The 17,189-nt window shown below is 53.4% G+C and carries 15 protein-coding genes; 3 read left to right on the top strand and 12 right to left on the bottom strand.

The annotated features are described in order from the left end of the window. Positions 1-88: 88 nt before the first annotated feature. Together I6E40_RS01225 and I6E40_RS01230 are read left to right on the top strand one after the other, a co-directional pair. On the top strand, positions 89-1,129 hold the full coding sequence (locus tag I6E40_RS01225; RefSeq protein WP_235385029.1) for a PhoH family protein: 1,041 nt from the start codon (positions 89-91) through the stop codon (positions 1,127-1,129). A gap of 65 nt (positions 1,130-1,194) precedes the next feature. Beyond that, positions 1,195-2,136: a phosphoribosylaminoimidazolesuccinocarboxamide synthase gene (locus I6E40_RS01230; protein WP_235385030.1), complete on the top strand. Its 942-nt coding sequence runs from the start codon at positions 1,195-1,197 to the stop codon at positions 2,134-2,136. A 304-nt stretch (positions 2,137-2,440) separates the two neighbouring features. On the opposite strand, the gene I6E40_RS01235 is transcribed toward I6E40_RS01230, so the two are convergent. The 12 genes from I6E40_RS01235 to I6E40_RS01290 form a co-directional block, all read right to left on the bottom strand. Next, positions 2,441-2,794, bottom strand: a complete 354-nt coding sequence (locus tag I6E40_RS01235; protein WP_235385031.1) for a hypothetical protein — start codon at positions 2,792-2,794, stop codon at positions 2,441-2,443. A 56-nt stretch (positions 2,795-2,850) separates the two neighbouring features. Then, positions 2,851-4,101 carry an ATP-binding protein gene (locus tag I6E40_RS01240; RefSeq protein ID WP_235385032.1) on the bottom strand — a complete coding sequence of 417 codons (1,251 nt, stop codon included), beginning with the start codon at positions 4,099-4,101 and terminating at the stop codon, positions 2,851-2,853. A 425-nt stretch (positions 4,102-4,526) separates the two neighbouring features. Next, positions 4,527-4,826: a Dabb family protein gene (locus I6E40_RS01245; protein ID WP_235385033.1), complete on the bottom strand. Its 300-nt coding sequence runs from the start codon at positions 4,824-4,826 to the stop codon at positions 4,527-4,529. Positions 4,827-4,861: 35 nt separating this feature from the next. Continuing rightward, positions 4,862-5,812, bottom strand: a complete 951-nt coding sequence (locus I6E40_RS01250; RefSeq protein WP_235385034.1) for an alpha/beta hydrolase family protein — start codon at positions 5,810-5,812, stop codon at positions 4,862-4,864. 106 nt (positions 5,813-5,918) lie between these two features. Further along, the gene (locus tag I6E40_RS01255; RefSeq protein ID WP_235385035.1) at positions 5,919-6,935 is read right to left on the bottom strand and encodes a zinc ribbon domain-containing protein; all 1,017 of its coding nucleotides are present in this window, start codon (positions 6,933-6,935) and stop codon (positions 5,919-5,921) included. 91 nt (positions 6,936-7,026) lie between these two features. Beyond that, the gene (locus I6E40_RS01260; protein WP_235385036.1) at positions 7,027-8,877 is read right to left on the bottom strand and encodes a peptidase U32 family protein; all 1,851 of its coding nucleotides are present in this window, start codon (positions 8,875-8,877) and stop codon (positions 7,027-7,029) included. Positions 8,878-8,896: 19 nt separating this feature from the next. Further along, positions 8,897-11,011 (bottom strand): enolase C-terminal domain-like protein, encoded by a 2,115-nt coding sequence (locus I6E40_RS01265; protein ID WP_235385037.1) that lies wholly within the window; start codon positions 11,009-11,011, stop codon positions 8,897-8,899. A gap of 18 nt (positions 11,012-11,029) precedes the next feature. Beyond that, positions 11,030-11,836: a 1,4-dihydroxy-2-naphthoyl-CoA synthase gene (gene menB / locus I6E40_RS01270; RefSeq protein ID WP_235385038.1), complete on the bottom strand. Its 807-nt coding sequence runs from the start codon at positions 11,834-11,836 to the stop codon at positions 11,030-11,032. Positions 11,837-11,933: 97 nt separating this feature from the next. Beyond that, positions 11,934-13,583 carry a 2-succinyl-5-enolpyruvyl-6-hydroxy-3-cyclohexene-1-carboxylic-acid synthase gene (gene menD, locus I6E40_RS01275; RefSeq protein ID WP_235385039.1) on the bottom strand — a complete coding sequence of 550 codons (1,650 nt, stop codon included), beginning with the start codon at positions 13,581-13,583 and terminating at the stop codon, positions 11,934-11,936. Between the two features lie 268 nt (positions 13,584-13,851). Next, positions 13,852-14,880, bottom strand: a complete 1,029-nt coding sequence (locus tag I6E40_RS01280) for an isochorismate synthase (protein WP_235385040.1) — start codon at positions 14,878-14,880, stop codon at positions 13,852-13,854. Positions 14,881-14,882: 2 nt separating this feature from the next. Next, entirely contained in the window at positions 14,883-15,683 is an 801-nt protein-coding gene (gene mazG, locus I6E40_RS01285; RefSeq protein WP_235385041.1) for a nucleoside triphosphate pyrophosphohydrolase, read from the bottom strand. Next, a complete protein-coding gene (locus tag I6E40_RS01290; protein ID WP_235385042.1) occupies positions 15,680-15,832 on the bottom strand; it encodes a hypothetical protein in 153 nt (50 codons plus the stop codon). Before I6E40_RS01290 ends, mazG begins: the two co-directional genes overlap by 4 nt. 20 nt (positions 15,833-15,852) lie before the next feature. On the opposite strand from I6E40_RS01290, the gene I6E40_RS01295 reads away from it, so the two are divergent. After that, positions 15,853-16,770, top strand: a complete 918-nt coding sequence (locus I6E40_RS01295) for a ribonuclease Z (protein ID WP_235385043.1) — start codon at positions 15,853-15,855, stop codon at positions 16,768-16,770. Positions 16,771-17,189 lie beyond the last annotated feature (419 nt).

The raw sequence follows: 17,189 nt of genomic DNA on the forward strand, positions 1-17,189 counted from the left end.
TTCCTCTTTTCTTCCCTTACACTAATTTTGCAAAAAAATTGAGCGGCATGCCCCGCCCGCATCCATTTCTCAGACCGTCAAACGAAGAATGATAGAAAAGCACTTTGTCATCGAGCTCTCCGATCCCGTCCTCTTCTACGGCGTGAACAACGCCAACATCAAATTGCTGCGTGCGCTCTTCCCTAAGTTGCGAATCATGGCGCGCGACACAGTCATCAAAGTCATCGGCAGCGAGGAAGAGATGAGCGAGTTCGAAGAGATGTTCCCCGCGCTCGACCGACACTGCGCCCAATTCAATCGTCTGAACGAAGAAGACGTCGTTCACATCGTTCGCAAAACTTCCACACGCCAAGAAAACGCAGAAGACATTATTCTCTACAGCGCAGGCGGTAAACCCATCACGCCCCGCAGCGCCAATCAACGCCGACTGGTGGAGGCATACTCATCCGCAGACCTCCTTTTCGCCGTCGGTCCCGCCGGTTCGGGAAAAACCTACACAGCCATTGCGCTCGCCGTCCGCGCCTTGAAAAACAAGGAAATCAAACGAATCATTCTCTGCCGCCCTGCCGTTGAAGCCGGTGAGAAACTCGGATTTTTGCCAGGCGACATGAAGGACAAGATTGACCCCTATCTTCAACCGCTCTATGACGCCCTCCAAGAAATGATTCCAGCGACGAAACTGCAAGACTACATGGAGTCTGACGTCATTCAAATCGCACCGCTGGCTTTCATGCGCGGAAGAACGCTCAACGAGGCGGTTGTCATCCTTGACGAGGCGCAGAACACCACCACCGCTCAAATCAAAATGTTTCTCACCCGAATGGGACGAAACACCAAAATGATTGTCACGGGAGATTGCACGCAAATTGACCTCCCCCTTTCGCAAAAAAGTGGTCTTGTCGAGGCGTGCCGCATCCTCAAGGACGTTCCCGACATCGCGTTCATCTTCATGAACGAAAAAGACATCATTCGTCACCGCCTTGTCACGCGCATCGTCAAAGCTTACGAACAAGATACTGCCCGCCAACGCGATGCCCACGATGTGACGACCGACGCCGCCCCGAAGCGCAGAGGAAAATCCGAGAAAATTTCCGAACAAAAGCCCGAAGCTTCCGAAGCCGAGGTCTGAAACGAGAAGCACCACTGAATCAGCAATCCCATCATTTTCATAAACCCATCATTCAACTCAAGACTATGTCAGCTTTAACACAAACCGACTTCCATTTTCCCGGTCAGCAGAGTGTCTATCACGGTAAGGTTCGCGACGTCTATCATCTTGGCGACCGTCTCGTCATGGTGGCGACCGACCGCATCTCCGCCTTTGACGTGATTCTTCCCGAGGGCATCCCCTTCAAGGGTCAGGTGCTCAATCAAATTGCTTCAAAATTTCTTGATGCTACCGCGGACATCTGTCCGAACTGGAAGCAGTCTTCGCCCGACCCCATGGTCACTGTCGGTTTGCTCTGCGAAGGTTTCCCCGTGGAAATGATTGTCCGCGGCTATCTCTGCGGCAGCGCTTGGAGAGCCTATCAAAAGGGCGTTCGTCAGATCTGCGGAGTGACGCTTCCCGAGGGAATGAAAGAGAATCAGGCGTTCCCCGAACCCATCATCACGCCGACCACCAAGGCTGAAATCGGAGCACACGACGAAGACATCTCAAAAGAAGAAATCCTCCAAAGAGGGCTCGCGACTCCCGAGGAATACGCACTTTTGGAAAAATACGCTCTCGCGCTCTTCCGCCGCGGCACAGAAATCGCAGCGAAAAGAGGACTCATTCTGGTCGATACAAAATATGAGTTCGGCAAACGAAACGGCGAGATTTATCTGATGGACGAAATCCACACACCCGACTCCTCCCGCTATTTCTATGCAGAAGGCTACGAAGAACGACTCAAGAACGGCGAGCCCCAAAAGCAGCTCTCAAAGGAATTTGTCCGCGAGTGGTTGCTCGCCAACGGCTTCCAGGTGCACGGTGCCGCCGACCAGCCCATCCCCGAGATGACTCCGGAAGTCGTGAAGAGCATCTCCGACCGCTACATTGAACTCTACGAACACATCACGGGCGAGACCTTTGTCCCCGCTCCTTCCGAGGATGTCGAGGGTCGCATCGAGCGAAATGTCTGCGCCGCGCTGTGAGAAAAACGTACAAAAAAGTGCACGTTTTTCGCCGAAGTGGATTTTACATCTTAAACTTTCGGAACACTTTCCGCCCGGCTTTTTCGCCTCTGAAACGCGTAGTTTGAACAGGAAACTGTTCAAAACTTAGTGCAAGCCACTGGAAAACCCTAATTCTTTAGATTTTACACCCCCAAAAAGGAGAAGCCGAGGCTTCTCCTTTTCTCTACACATATATATAATCCCCTGTCGCCATTTCCAAAAGTGTAAAATCGAACACCAGCCTTCACGGAGCACTTTTATGTCCCAAAATAGGGGGAAAACGTCACAGTGAAGCAATGGCGAAGACTCCATTTTCGTTCGTGCTTGTTCCAGTTTTTGTAAATCGGCGCATGGAAGGTTCGGTGTCGCGCAAAGTAAACTCGGTGTAGCCCATGGAAGTTTCGGTTCGGCACTTGCGTGAACTTGGCCTTTCTTCAGTGTAGTCTGTTGTTGGCGAAGAGAAAACCTGCAGTATCGTAAGAATAAGCAAACTTCCACAAAAACGGGTAAAATTACCCTTTTTTGTGGATGCAAAGGTGGTCTTATTTTGGGGTTTCTCCGAGCTGAAAGAAAAAACTTCCGCAAAAACGGGTAAAATTACCCTTTTTTGTGGAAATTCTTTTTCTCGTGCAGTCATCGTAAAGCGCCGCGTTTATGTTGAAGCATTGCGTGCTGCTGCATTGCTTCTCGTTCTCAGAGGTCGAGGCTTGCTGGGTTCAGCAGAAAATCATAGAGACTGAGGATGAGGATTCCGTCTTCGTTGTACCAAGGTCGGAAATCGTTTCTGACAATGATGATTTTTTTGAACGCGTCTTGGATGTTTCTGAGTGAGGCGCTCTCTTGTTGCATCTTCCTTTGGTCGGGAATCTCCAAGGCGGATTGAATGTAAAATCGTCTTGAATCTTTGTTCGCCACAAAGTCCACCTCAAACTGTTTTTTGAGCAGTGAATCTCCCTGCCTTTCTCGAACTTCCACTATGCCGACGTTCACGTTGAAGCCTCTGGATTTGAGTTCATTGAAAATGATGTTTTCCATGATGTGGCTTTCCTCTTGTTGGCGGAAGTTCAAGATGGCATTGCGTAGCCCTATGTCCGAAAAATAGTATTTTGACAACGCTCCCACATGTTTCTTCCCCTTGACATCATATCTTGTGACCTTTTCAATGAGAAAAGCATCTTCCAGATAGTTCAAGAAGGTGTGAATCGTGGAAGAGTGCAAGCTTTCTTTTGTGACTGACTGGAATGTGTTAGACAACTTAGTGGGATTACACGGGCTTCCGATGTTTGAAGCCATGATTTTGACGATGTCCTCAAATTGCGACTCTTTGTTGATTTTGTGCCTCTCCTTCAAATCTTTTATATAGACGGAGCGATAGAGGTTTTGCAGATAGCGGACTTTCGCCTCCTCTTCGTTCTGCAGCACCACCTGTGGCAAACCGCCAAAAAGAACATAGTCTTTCCAGTTTTTGTGGAGGTCGTTGCCGGAAAAAGAAGAAAACTCTGCAAAAGAGAGCGAGTAGAGATGGATTTCATCTCCTCTCCCTCGGAACTCTGTGGCGACATCGCTGGATAGGAATTTGGAATTGCTTCCGGTCACGTAGATGTCCACATTCTCCATTCTCAGCAGTGTATTCAAAGCTCCGGTGAAATTTCTGACCATTTGAACTTCGTCCAGCAGAATGTAGTTCATGCGATCGGGAATCAGGTTCTTCTCCACTGTTTCAACGAGTTCAACCGGGTTTAGGAGATGTTCATTTCTCACATCGTCCATCGCAATTCGCTGTATGCAGTGTGGGGCAACTCCGTCTCGGAGAAGAGCATCATAAAACAATTTGAAGAGCAGATAGGATTTTCCACTTCTTCTCAAGCCTGTGACGATTTTTATCATGCCGTTGTGGCGCGAGCGTCTGAGTTTGTTGAGATAATTGTCTCTTTTGATTTCCATGGTTCTTCGCTTTTTTGTGCAAACTTCCACAAAAACGGGTAAAATTACCCTTTTTTGTGGATGCAAAGGTGCTCTTATTTTTTTGTTTCTCCGAGCCGAAAGAAAAAAACTTCCACAAAAACGGGTAAAATTACCCTTTTTTGTGGAAATTGCTTCTTTTCTTCCTTCTGTGCGGCGGTTTGAAACGCCTTTTCTGCGGGGACGGTATGTCAAAATGCGCATTTTGGATACACCCTCAAAGGTGCGTCAGAATGGCTAAGATGCAAGGCGCTGAGGATGAGGACGCAGGGAGTGTACTGAAGTACATGACCAAGCCCGAATCCGATAGCAACGCAGCAGATTGGCTATTATGACACACCGCCTTTCATTTTCAATTCGTGCTGGCGCGGGGGGGCTCAGTCCTGAGTCGCGCTGTGTTCGTTGCCTCAGATTTCAAAGTCGGTGCAGGCACGGGCTGCGACGTGTTGCATGAGTTCCACGGCGACGGCTTTGTGGGCGGGGTGTGCGCCGTAGGTTTTGACATCCTCCAGACTGTCGAAGGATGATTCGAGGCAGATGTCCCATTTCTCCGAAGGATTGATGTTCAGCCCGACTTTGATGGCTCGGATGGTGGGAATGATGGCGGGGAGCGCCTCGATGCCCGCTTTGAATTGGCGAGCCGCTTCGTTTCTGGTTTCAGCCGGCACGTCGGCTTTGAATTGGAACATGACGATGTGTTTGACCATGGCTTTTGTGTTTGATTTTTTGGAGATTGGTGGTTTCAGTTCTTTTCGAGGATGAAGTTTTTGATGAGTTCAATCACTCTTTTGTCGATTTCGCCTTTGCGGAGGTAGTCTTGCGGCACGGCTTTTCGTGGTAGCGATCGCATGAGGTGGTCGAGTTCCGGCAAAAGGCAGACTTTCACTTCGGGACGCATGAAGAACGCTGCTTGCCAGAGACTGAAGTCTTTGAAGGTCACTTGATAGTCGTTCCCGCCAAAGAGGAACATCATGCGAGCGTTCTTCAGCGTTTGTGCTTCCTCGATTTGATTGTAGTTGGCGGCTTGCACCTCATAGTCCCTAGGGACGCTTCGTTTCATCTGCGCCAGGAGGATGGCGGATTGCTTTTTGGCGATTTCCGGTGTAGCGCCTTGCACTTGTGTGACATATTCCAGTTGTTCTAGTGCGCTTTCCCAGAGGTTTCGTGCCGGGGCGGCGAGCGCGACAAAACCTTTCACGCCTCCTTGTGCTTTTTTCGTGATGCGCGGCGCCAGCATGCCGCCGAGGCTGTGTCCGATGACGTAAATCTCATCGGCTTTTACGTGTTTCTGGGTGGCAAGCCACTTCACGGCGGCGAGTGCATCGTCGGTCACTTCGGAGTCAAAGTCCATCGTTCCGCCGCTCACCTCTTGCGAGCGTGCACCATAGACTTTCGTGCGCTTGTCGTAGCGTAGTGAGGCGATGCCTTCTTTTGCCAACAGCCAAGCCAGGTCGCGGAAGGGTTTGTTCGGTCCGAGTGTCTCGTCGCGGTCGTTCGGTCCGCTTCCCGCCACGAGAACCACTGCCGGCACTTTGTCTTTGCACCGGGCGGGCAGGGTGAACGTTCCGGGCAGTTCAATCTGTCCGTTTTTCAACACCATTTCCTCCTCGACCACCTCTGCAGGAATGCTGTCTGAAACAGCCGGTGCGAGGAGGGGTAGCAGGGATAGAAGCAGAGAATGAAGAAGTGTCATGGGGAGGGAAGCGATTTGAGTAATACTTTTATGGAAACTTTGAAACAGTTGGGAATGAATGCGATGGCCATTTCGGTTTTTGTGGAAGCCTGTTCTCACGCCGCGCTCATTCGTTCCACGCGCCGCAGTGCGGACAGCGTCCTTTGTGGGGAATGGATTCGTGGCAGACACCGCAGAAGAGGTGTGACGGACCGTGGAGTATGTAGCGACGAATAGCAAAGAACCAGTAAACCACCAGCAAGACATAGCCGAAGATCAGTGGGACGGTCATGGTGAAAACCAGATAGAGCACCATGCAAACTCCGCCGAGTGTCGCGAGGTAGGTGAGGTTGTCGCCGAGGTCGGGGAGACGTCGGATTTCATCAATCACGGCAATCCCGACAATCAGCATCGTCCACACGGAGCAGATGAAGAGTGCAAGGATGAGCGGGATGTCAGGGTTGAATGGGTTTAGTGTGGGATGATAGTAAAACTCCACCCAAGTCTCGGGAACGAAGCGTTGCATGCTGCCGTAGATGGTTGCTGCGCCCGAAACGCAGAGGCAGAGCAGGGTGGGATAGAAGCTCGGGATGTCGCGGAAGTGAACAATACGGATGTGTCCGTGGCGAACGGTTTGAATCAATATGAAAAGGATACAGAGCCCTGCGGCGGTCAGCACAAAAAGCGTGCGGCTGTCGGAAAAATTGTGAATGAATTGGGAAATGGGGTCGTCGGGCACGGCGTGGCTCACGAGCATTTCTTCGCTGACCCAGCCTTGCGCAAGTTGGTCACGTGCAATCTTGACCCAAACCGAATCGCTGTTCTCGTGGCTGTTGTCAAACATCACCTGAGCGACCACCACTTTTTGACCGGCTTTCAAGACGATGGAGTCGGTCGGGAGCATCACATAGTCTTCCCTCCCTTGCTGCGGCGGAAGGAGTGAAATGGACAAAGAATCCGTCAGTTCAAAATTGAAGCCAATCCAGTAGTGGTGGCGGGCATAGAAGTCCAACGAATCCACCTGTCCCTCCGCCGTGGGTGACCATCGGTCCGAAGGGCGCGGCGTGGAATAGTAGCAACTCGACAGCCACCAAATCGGAAGCAGGAGAAGAAAAAGACTAAGGAGGGGCGTGCGAAACTTCATGGGCGAGGGAGTCGGATGGGGAGGTGAGAAGATGAGGCAAAATTAGGGATTTGTCGCCGTTTCGCCTTTATCTTGAGTCTGAATTTGAGACTCATTGTGGCGCCAGCACCTGCATTTCACAACTTTTGCAAAGGAAACGAAGCGGAAAGCGGCGACCATCGGGAAGAGAAAGGCTGAGCGGTTCTTTCGCTTCGCGTGCCTTTTCACCGTCGCGAAGCAGACAGAGCCCCAACTCGCGACGAATGCAGTGGCGGCAGGTCATCAGCACCAATGGGTCCTTCTCCGGTCGTTGCAGTTCCAAAGCCGGTTCCACCGATGAGGCACCGTGGGCGAGGTGAAACTCGCGGGAGAAGGCGTTGGAAATGTTGGCGGAGAAGGGGAGAGCGGCTGGCATTCGCTGTTTCAGAAGTTCGTGGTTGGGTGAACCTGCGGGTTCTGCCCGATGACTTCGTGCCGTTGCTTCCTCAAGGCTGCGAATCGCCTCGCGGCGCCACGAGGTCAGGACAGAGGCGGGAATGAAATGCGTGCCGTCCGGAAGGAGACGGATGGTGCGAGCTTCGTAAATCGTGTCGCCCAGACGGGAGAGCGTTCGTCGCACGGCTTCCGACTGCGAGGTGCGCGCTTCCTGGTGCGAGTGAGTGAAGGAGCACGTCACGCTTCTGCCCAATTCGTCCGCGAGGCTGAGCGAGAAGCCGTCGCTCGTGGCTTGCAACGTCATGTCCAGTGCCAAACGACGCTCCGCCGTCGGGCGGGCAAGCGTCAGTTCCATGGCGTGGTCAAGACTTCTGTGGAGCATCGTCCCGGGTTGCAGGGAAGGCATCGACGCCGGAAACAACGTCGTTCCGTTTTCCACGCGGTTCAGACGAAAACCTCGGAAAGTGCCGTCGGGAGCCAGGAAGCATAGCCCGTCGCCCGCTTGCAAAGGCGGCGTATTGGGCAGGGGCGACACTGTGAGGCTGCGTGCAGCCACGTTTTTGACCTTTGCCACCGCAGGACCGATGGCTTTCGGCGTGTGGAAACTCGCGATGGAGCGGTGAGGGCTGCCGTGGAGAAAATAGTCTGTGAAGCCACGGTTGAAACTTCGCGCTACGTCCGGTGTGAAGTCGCAGGTCACCCTGCCCGCCGAGGCGCGGCAGAAGTCTTGTGAACGACGTGAGAGAATCTCGTCGATGCGTTGCCGATAGAAAGCCGTCACGTTTTTCACATAGTTCACGTCCTTCAAGCGTCCCTCAATCTTGAAAGAGGTGACGCCTGCATCCATCATCTCCTCCAGCGAGTTGGAACGATTCATGTCGCGCAGCGAAAGCAGATGTTTGTTTTGCGCCAACAACCGCCCGTTTCCATCGGTCAAATCAAAAGCCAGCCGACAAAACTGGGCACAACAGCCGCGGTTCGCCGAGCGTTGGAAACAATGCTGAGAGGCATAGCAGCGACCGCTGTAGCTGACACACAAAGCGCCATGAACAAACGCTTCGAGCGGCACGCTCACCGTTTTCGAAATCTCGCCAATCTCCTTCAACGAAAGTTCTCTCGCCACCACCAGACGGGTGAAACCGGCAGCCTCCAACAAAGCCGCCTTCTCCGGCGTGGTGATGTCGGTTTGCGTGGAGGCATGAAGCGCAATTGGGGGAAGCGACATGGTCAGATAGGCGAAGTCCTGCACGATGAGCGCATCGGCGCCTGCTTCATAAATATCCTTGACCAGCGCCTCGGCACGCTTCAACTCGTCGTCGAAGAGAATTGTGTTGAGGGTGACATAGACCTTCGCGCCGAAGGGGTGGGCGAAGCGACAGAGACGTTCAATGTCAGCCACGCTGTTGCCGGCTGCGGCGCGTGCCCCGAAGCCCGGTCCGCCGATATAGACGGCGTCGACACCGTGGCGCACGGCTTCGATGCCGATGTCAGCAGTGCGTGCGGGAGAGAGAAGTTCAATGGGAGTCATGGATATCTAAGCGTGAAGTTCAAGAATCGGCTTTGGGACTGAGTTTCAGAGCCAGCCGTTTTGCCTCGGCGCGCGCCGGTTTTCCGGTGTCGGTGAAAGGAAGACGCGGGACGGCGACAAAGCGGCGCGGGACGGCGTGAGGGGGCAGCAGATGGCGACAAAGCGTGTCCAAAGTGGCTGTTTCCATGCCCTCGCGCGGCTCAAAGAGCAATGTCACCGCTTCGCCGAGACGTTCGTCGGGAAGGGAGGTGATGAAAAAACGAACCGGCAGAGAAGCGAGTCGGGTTTCCAGTTCCTCGATGCGAAGTTTCAGCCCGCCCGAACAAATGACGTTGTCGCGGCGACCGAGGATGCGAAAACTTCCGTCGCCCGATATTTCCGCCAAGTCGTTGGTCGTGAGCGCGCCGTCGGTGATGCCCGGGGCGTCGATGATCAGCGTTCCTTCCGAAGAAAGAGAGAGACGAACGCCGGGGAGAGGACGATAGGTCTCCAAAGCCTGTGGACCGTTGAGACGGCGGAGGGCGATGTGCGAAAGAGTCTCCGTCATGCCGTAGCTGCTCCACACCTCATTAGGGAAGTCGCGCAGTTCCTCCTCCAAAGTGGGCGAAATGGAACCGCCGCCGATGAGAAGACGGCGAATGCGACGAAGCAGGCGGCGGTCATGGGGCGAGCGAAGACTCTCAAAGACTTGCATCGGTGTCATGGCTGCGAAGAAGGGAGCGTCGTGGAGTGTCGCAAGCGGACGAGACGAGGGGCAAACCGCACGAAGCGAAAGCGAACCCACGAGCGAACGAACCACCATCATTTGTCCCGCAATGAATTTCAGCGGCAGGCAGAGCAGGGCGGTCGAACCGTTCGGAATTCGGAGGAAACGAAGCGTAGCCTCCGCGCTGCGAACCATCCGTTTTTTTTCGACGCTGAGGCGTTGCGGCTGTCCGGTGCTTCCCGAAGTCTGCACGCTCAAGGAGGGTTCTGCATTCAAAAACGTGTGGCGGAAGTGGGCTGCTTCGCGGTTGAATTCTCTTTGGTCAGGAGTTCCGCACCACATGCGCTCTCCCTCCAAAGAAAGCGGTGCGCCGCTGAAGTTGGTGACGAAAAGACTGCCCGTGCCCAGTCCCTGGGGAAAGGAAAGGGCGGGGTGGTCAGGATGGAAATGTTCGTGAAGCGCTGCAGTCCACTGGGCAATCGCGTTGAGCCCGATGTTGGACTCCAAGGCGCTGGTCACCCAATAGCCCACCTCTCTCTCGCGTGCCAGCGAAATCCACTCTTCCGCGCCGGTGAAGCCGCCGTGTAGCGTCGGCTTGAGGACGAGAAACTGAGGGCGCACGGTGTCAAGCAGGGCTTTTTTCTCTTCCGGCAGATGAACTCCGATGAGTTCTTCGTCAAGCGCGATGGGAATCGGAGTTTTTTGGCAGAGTTCCGCCAAGGCTTTCCATTGCCCTTGACGAATGGGCTGTTCGATGCTGTGAATCCGAAACGGTTCAAGTTGGTGCAAACGCTGCAAAGCCTCCGTCACGGAGAAGCCCCCGTTGGCGTCCAGCCTCAATTCCACGTCCGAGGCGCTGAAGCGTGCTCGCAGCGTGCGAATGAGTGAGAGTTCACTGTCAAAATCCAATGCCCCGATTTTCAGCTTCACACAGTGAAATCCTTGTTCCAGCTTTTCTTCCATTCTTTGCAGCATCTCTTCCTGCGACCCCATCCAAACAAGTCCGTTGATGGGAATGCTGTTCTCTCCGGAGGTGAAAGTGGACGGGAAAAGGTGCAGATGGTCTCCGCGCAGTGAGGCTGCCGCGGAGAAAAACGCTGTCTCCAATCCCATCTTCATGGAAGGGCAATCACGAAGTGCGGACAAGTCTGCGGACTGTCCGCTTCGTTCCAGGTCTTGGCAGACGGAGCGAAGGCGCTGTTCGTAGGTTTCATCATAGTCCGCACTGAGGTCGTGGAGCGGAGCACACTCGCCCAACCCCGTGAAGTGGAGGGTGGGGGAGGCGGAGGAAAGAACCACGCGCCAGAGCCGTCGGGTGAGATAGACCCCTCGGGAGGTGCCTGCCGGCTTTTTGAAAGTCAGCGTGGTGGGCACGACGCGGAGGCGGAACGGCGGCAGGGTGGGGAGAACGGTGAAGGGAGCGTCCATGGCGTGGGAAAAGAGTCATCAGAAATTGCGTGAGAATTTCGGCTTACGTTTCTCCAAGAAAGCGCGGCCACCTTCTTGGGCTTCGTCCAACATGTAGTAGAGCATCGTTGCGTCGCCTGCAAGTTGCTGAATGCCAGCCTGTCCGTCCAGTTCCGCGTTGAGACCCGCTTTAATCATTCGGAGGGCGAGGGGAGAGAGTTCCATCATTCTTTCTGCCCATTCCACCGCCTCGTCTTCCAGACGGTCAAAGGGCACGACTTTGTTCACCATTCCCATGCGCTCCGCCTCCGCTGCATCATACTGCCGACAGAGGAACCAAATCTCGCGCGCTTTTTTCTGCCCCACGATGCGAGCCAGATAGGACGCGCCGAAACCAGCATCAAAGGAACCCACTTTCGGTCCCGTCTGACCGAAGATGGCATTCTCGGAAGCGATGGTCAGGTCGCAGACAAGGTGAAGCACGTGACCGCCACCGATGGCGTAGCCGTTCACCATGGCAATGACCGGCTTCGGCAGCGTTCGTATTTGTTTCTGCACTTCCAAAACGTTCAGTTTGGGCACGCCGGCGTCGTCCACGTAGCCGCCGCGACCTTTGACGTGCATGTCGCCTCCGGCGCAAAACGCCTTGTCCCCGGCGCCGGTCAGCAAAACCACGCCCACCTCGCGGTGAGTCGCGCAGTAGCGGAAGGCATCGGACATTTCAGAGACGGTGAGCGGAGTGAAGGCGTTGCGAAAGCGCGGGCGATTGATGGTGATGCGTGCAATGCCGTTGTAAAGGTCAAAGCAGATTTCTTCGTAGTCTTTTATTTTTGTCCAAGTTCTCATGAGAAATAAGGATGGTTTTTGAATGATTGTCTATAAATAAAGAGGTATGGTTTCGGAGAGGTCAGCGGCTGGTATATATATAATAAGGTGTGGTTTCCTATGTCTCGGCGTAAGCCTTGACTTCCAGCAGACGGGCGACGGGGCTTTCCGCCAGCCACTGTTTGAACACGGATTCCTTGCAGTTCGGGGGCAACAACTCCTGGTGGCTCACGCCGAAACTTTGGGCGATTCCACGGGCGGAGAAACCTTTGCTGCGAGCAGCCACAAAGGCATCGCGGGCAGGGGAGTCAGCCAGTCCGGGGAGTCCGTTGAAGATGCTGCCGCCGGCATCGTTGAAGAGGAGAATGCGAAGGTTCGATGGGAGATGCGTGTTCCAAAGAGCGTTGGCATCGTAGAAGAAACTCAAATCGCCGATGACCACCACGTGAAGTCCGTCGCCTTTCATGGCGCAGCCCACGGCTGTCGAAAGGCTGCCCTCAATTCCGTTCACGCCGCGGTTGCAAAAGATGGGGAAACTGCCGGCTTCAAAAACTCGCGAGGCAGCACGGACGGCAGAACTGTTTGCCAGATGAAGCGTGAAATCGGTTCGTGAAGAAAGGGCATCGCGCAGGGAAAGAAGCACGCGCTCTAAGGGAGTTCTTTCCGCGTCTGATTGGGCAAGTGCACTTTGGCGTTTGTCCAGCTCCCGTGACGCGCTCAGCACCTTCGGGTTTTGAGCGGGCAACAGGCGGTTGAGCTGTGAGAGCACCGGAAGGGCAGGAGATTCAATGAAGGTGTCAAGGTGGCAGAACGTGTCGGTGTTTTCGGGTTCCAAACCGATGCGAATCACACGGCAATCCGTCTCACGCAGCAATCTCTTGAAACGCTTGTGCACGAAGTTCCCGCCCACCTGAATGACCAAATCGGGAATCAGTTCCTTCTCGTCAGTTCCCAAACCGTCAAAGACGTTCATTCGGAAACTCGGGCGAGCCCCGGAGAGAATCTCGGGAAGGACGAGCAAGCGGTGCTCGCGCTCCAGCGTGTCCACCTCAGCCGTCAAATCTCCCTGCTCATATTGCCCCATGCACAATGCGGGAAGCCGTGCTTGACGAATGGCGTCCAACAGTTCGTGAGGAAGAGGAATGGAAGAATAGGTTCTCAGACGACGGAACGTTCTTTCTCGTGGCAATTCGTCCACGGTGAACTGAAAAAGCGGCTCGTCAATGGGCACGTTGAGGTGAGCCGGACCTCCCCCGTGTTGGCTCAGTTGACAGAACGCCTCGTTGATGGCGCGGTTGTTCTGAAGGCGCGTCTTTTCATCGTAGGGCGTTCCGGCGGGCAGACACAGCAGCTGCTGCGTCGGACAGTAGGAGTGGAACGCTCCGTTCTGCACCAGCGTTTGCCCGTCGGTTTGTCCGATTTGCCACACCGGGCGGTCTGCAGAAATGACCAGCAGAGGAATGTGGCGGAAATAAGCCTCCGCCACAGCCGGCAGACAAGCCAGCACGGCAGAGCCCGAGGTGACGCAAACCGCAGTGAGGGCTGCGTCGCCATTGGCAAGTGCCAGTCCCAACGCCACGAATCCCGCGCTGCGCTCATCGGTCACGGGATGGAGTCGCACACGCTGTGGATGGTTCTCTGCCAAAAGGTGGAGGTTGTGAACAATGATGCCGTTGCGCGAGCCGGGGCAAACGACCACGTCGCATGAACCCCGGGTGAGGAGCAAGGAGGTCAACTGATTGACTTGTGGAGTGTTTGAGTAGGGCAAGGGAGTCAGGATTATGGGGTGTTCTATAAATTACGGGATAAGGAACGTTCAAAAGAAAGTGCTTACGTTTTCAACCTAATTTTTAGTAATCCTTAAAAAATAACCTGCATCATCTTTGAAAATCTTTTCGTTCCATATTTCCTCCCTCATCAGTCACATAGCTACGGCTATGCTCCTTCTTCGGGTGAAAATCTGCCCTCGAAAATGTCATTCAAATCTGACGCAACTTATTATTTTCATATTACTTAGAACACCCCTTATGTGTGAGTCAAGGTTTTGAAAAAAGGCTTCGCATGGTTGCCATCTTGCGTCGGGTCTCTTCCCATTCCGTTTCAACGGTGCTTTCCGGCATGATGCCGCCGCCGGCATAGAGAGACGCTCTGTCGCCGATGAGTTCCATGCAACGCAGTGAGACATAAAGCCTCGTTTCACCGTGAAGAAAAAGCGGACCGCTGAAGCCGGCATAGAAACTCCTTGCATCCGGCTCGGCAAGACGGATGGTGGCTAAGGCGTTGTCACGCGGCAGTCCGCAAACCGCCGGTGTCGGGTGAAGGAGCGACAGCGTCCGGGTCACAGATTCGGGAGAAGGAAGAGAAAAGCGGAAGTCCGTGGCGAGGTGTTGCAAGTGGCGGTAGCCTTGGCTGTGCACAGGAGATGTTTCAATTTTCTCCGCCGTTTGTGAGAGGCAGGAGCGGATGAAGTCAGAAACCACGGCTTGTTCATCCAGGTTCTTGTGGTCCCAAGAGGTGAGGTCTGTCCCTTGGTTGGTTCGCGTCCCAGCCAACGCCACGGAATGCCACTGTTCATTCACCTTTTCCAGCAAAGGCTCCGGCGAAGCCACGAGCCACGTGCCTGTTTGCGGCGTGTCCCACAGTGCGACAAAGACGGAAGGATTTTCTTGGCAGGCTTTCACAAAGAGATGCAGCGGGGAATGCGCCTTCTTCGGCGCAAAACAGAATTCGTGGCGACGAGCCAGCACGATTTTCCGTGTCTCGCCTGATTGCAGACTTTGGCTGACGAGGTGAAAGGCGTGCTCGTAGGCTCGTTTCTCCTCCTCACTGTCTTCGGGCAGGAAAAACGAGGAGAGCGCGTTCGCCTCTTTCACTTCGATTCGGTTGATTTCGTCCGGTTCCAACCAAACCAGCGGGGTCTCGCGAGAGGGTTGAAAAGGGCAAATGACATAGCCTCCTGTCAAGGGCAACTGAGAGGGAACTTCAAAGGTGCGCGGCGTCAGATTTTGTTTCAGCCGAGTGATGAAGCGTGCGTGGGGTGGACGAAAGAAAACGTAACTCGCCATGGTCACTTCTCTTTGGTTTTCGCTTCCTCCCAAATGGCATCCATCTCTGCCAGGGTCATGTCCGTGAGTTGTCTGCCTTTCTTCAAAGTTTTGCTTTCCAGGTAGTTGAAGCGGTTGATGAACTTTCGGTTGGTTCTTTCAAGGGCGTTGTCGGGATTGATGTGATAGAGGCGGGCAGCGTTGATGAGGCTGAACATGACGTCTCCAAATTCTGCCTCCGCCTTGTCTGCGTCCATGTGTTCGACCTCTGCTTCAAACTCGCTGATTTCTTCTTTCACCTTTTCCCAAACCTGACTGCGCTCTTCCCAGTCAAAACCCACATGGCGCGCTTTGTCCTGAATGCGATAGGCTTTGATGAGTGAGGGCAGGGCAGCCGGCACGCCGGAAAGCACGGTTTTGTTTCCGTCCTTTTCTTTTTGTTTGAGTTGCTCCCATTGGTCACTGACTTGTGCGGAAGTGGTCACCTCTGATTTCTCGCCGTTGGAAGGCGGGAAAACATGGGGATGACGGAAAATCAGTTTCTCGCAGAGGCGATTACAAACGTCCGCAATGTCAAACGCTTCCTTCTCGGAGCCGATTTTGGCATAGAAACAAATGTGCAGCAAAACGTCGCCCAGTTCTTTGCAAATTTCGTGGTCGTTCTGTTGGATGAGAGCGTCGCAGAGTTCATAGACTTCTTCAATGGTGTTGGGACGCAGGCTTTCGTTGGTTTGCTTCCGGTCCCAGGGACACTTGACGCGTAGTTCGTCCAGCACGTCCAGCAAACGACCGAAAGCCTTCATTTGTTCTTCACGAGTGTTCATATATGTCTAAGATATTTCAAATTCGCAAAAGAAGCAGGAAGGATTTTTGTGGTGAAAGAAAGGGAAACAAAGCCCCGTTTTTCGTCCTTTGCCGCCTTCTTTGCAAGGATTCTGTAAAAACGTAAAGCAAAATTAGTCAATTCTTCCATATTTCCCCTATTTTTGCCTTATGGAAAAGTTTGAAGTCCACATTCTTGGTTGTGGAAGCGCGCTTCCAACGCTGCGCCACAATCCCAGCGCACAGGTGATTAACCTGCGCGAGAAACTTTTCATGATTGATTGTGGAGAAGGCACGCAACTTTCGATGAGAAGGAATCATTTGAAGTTCAGCAAACTTTCTCACATCTTTCTGTCTCATCTGCACGGCGACCACGTTTTGGGATTGGTGCCACTGATTTCCACGCTTTCGCTCCTGGGCAGAACCCAACCACTGCACATCTACGCTCACGCCCCTTTCGAGGAACTGATGAAACCCTGGATTGACTTCTTCTGTCATTCCGTTCCCTTCTCCGTCGAGTTCCACACGCTACCGAAAGACAACGCTTTGCACCTGATTTTTGAAGATCGCTCGGTGGAAGTCCACACCATCCCGCTTTCACACCGCATGGCTTCTTGCGGCTTCCTCTTTCGAGAGAAAGCACCGCTTCCTCACATCCGACGCGACATGATAGACTTCCTCCACATTCCTGTCTATGAAATCAATCGCATCAAACAAGGCGAAGGATGGACCACGGAAGAGGGAGAGTTCTATCCGCACGAAAGACTGACCTATCCGGCGGAGAGGGGTAGAAGTTATGCCTACTGTTCCGACACGTCCTTCTGCCCTTTGAACGCGCCGCTCCTCAGTGGCGTGGACGTGCTCTATCACGAAGCCACTTTCAGCAAGGCGGATGGACCGCGCGCCGCCCAGACCTGTCACAGCACTGCTGAGCAGGCTGCCACCCTCGCCAAGAACGCAGCAGTGGGCAGACTCGTCATCGGACATTACTCCTCACGCTATGAAGACGAAACGCTCTTGCTGAACGAAGCGTCAGAAGTTTTCCCTCACACGGAACTCGCTTCGGAAGGAATGGTCATTCAACTTTGATTTTTATTGCTGTCCGTCAAGACTGTTTTGAAATTTCAAAAAGTGTAGGCGGACAGCAATAAATGTATATTCATGTTTGCCCTGCACTATACGTAAATAAAAGGGAAACAAAAAAACTATACAACTCTACACAAAACCCTACATTTTGCTCGTAACGATGCTGATATTTAGCGTGTTGCGAAATGTAGGGTTTGTGCTTTAAACCCTACACAAACCCTGCACAGAACTATACATTGAACTCTTCTCAGAACTATAAATTGATCTCTTCATAGAACGTTGCACAAACCCTCATGTTGAAGTTAGAAAAGCCCTTCCCTTTAGGGAGGGGTTGGGGTAGGCTCCGCGCTCCAAAAATCCAACAATTTTGAGCCATTTTTCAGCGATTCGACATTAACATTTTTAACTTTCGGGAACACTTT

It is taken from the genome of Prevotellamassilia timonensis (assembly GCF_021531665.1).
Classification (GTDB): Bacteria; Bacteroidota; Bacteroidia; order Bacteroidales; family Bacteroidaceae; genus Alloprevotella.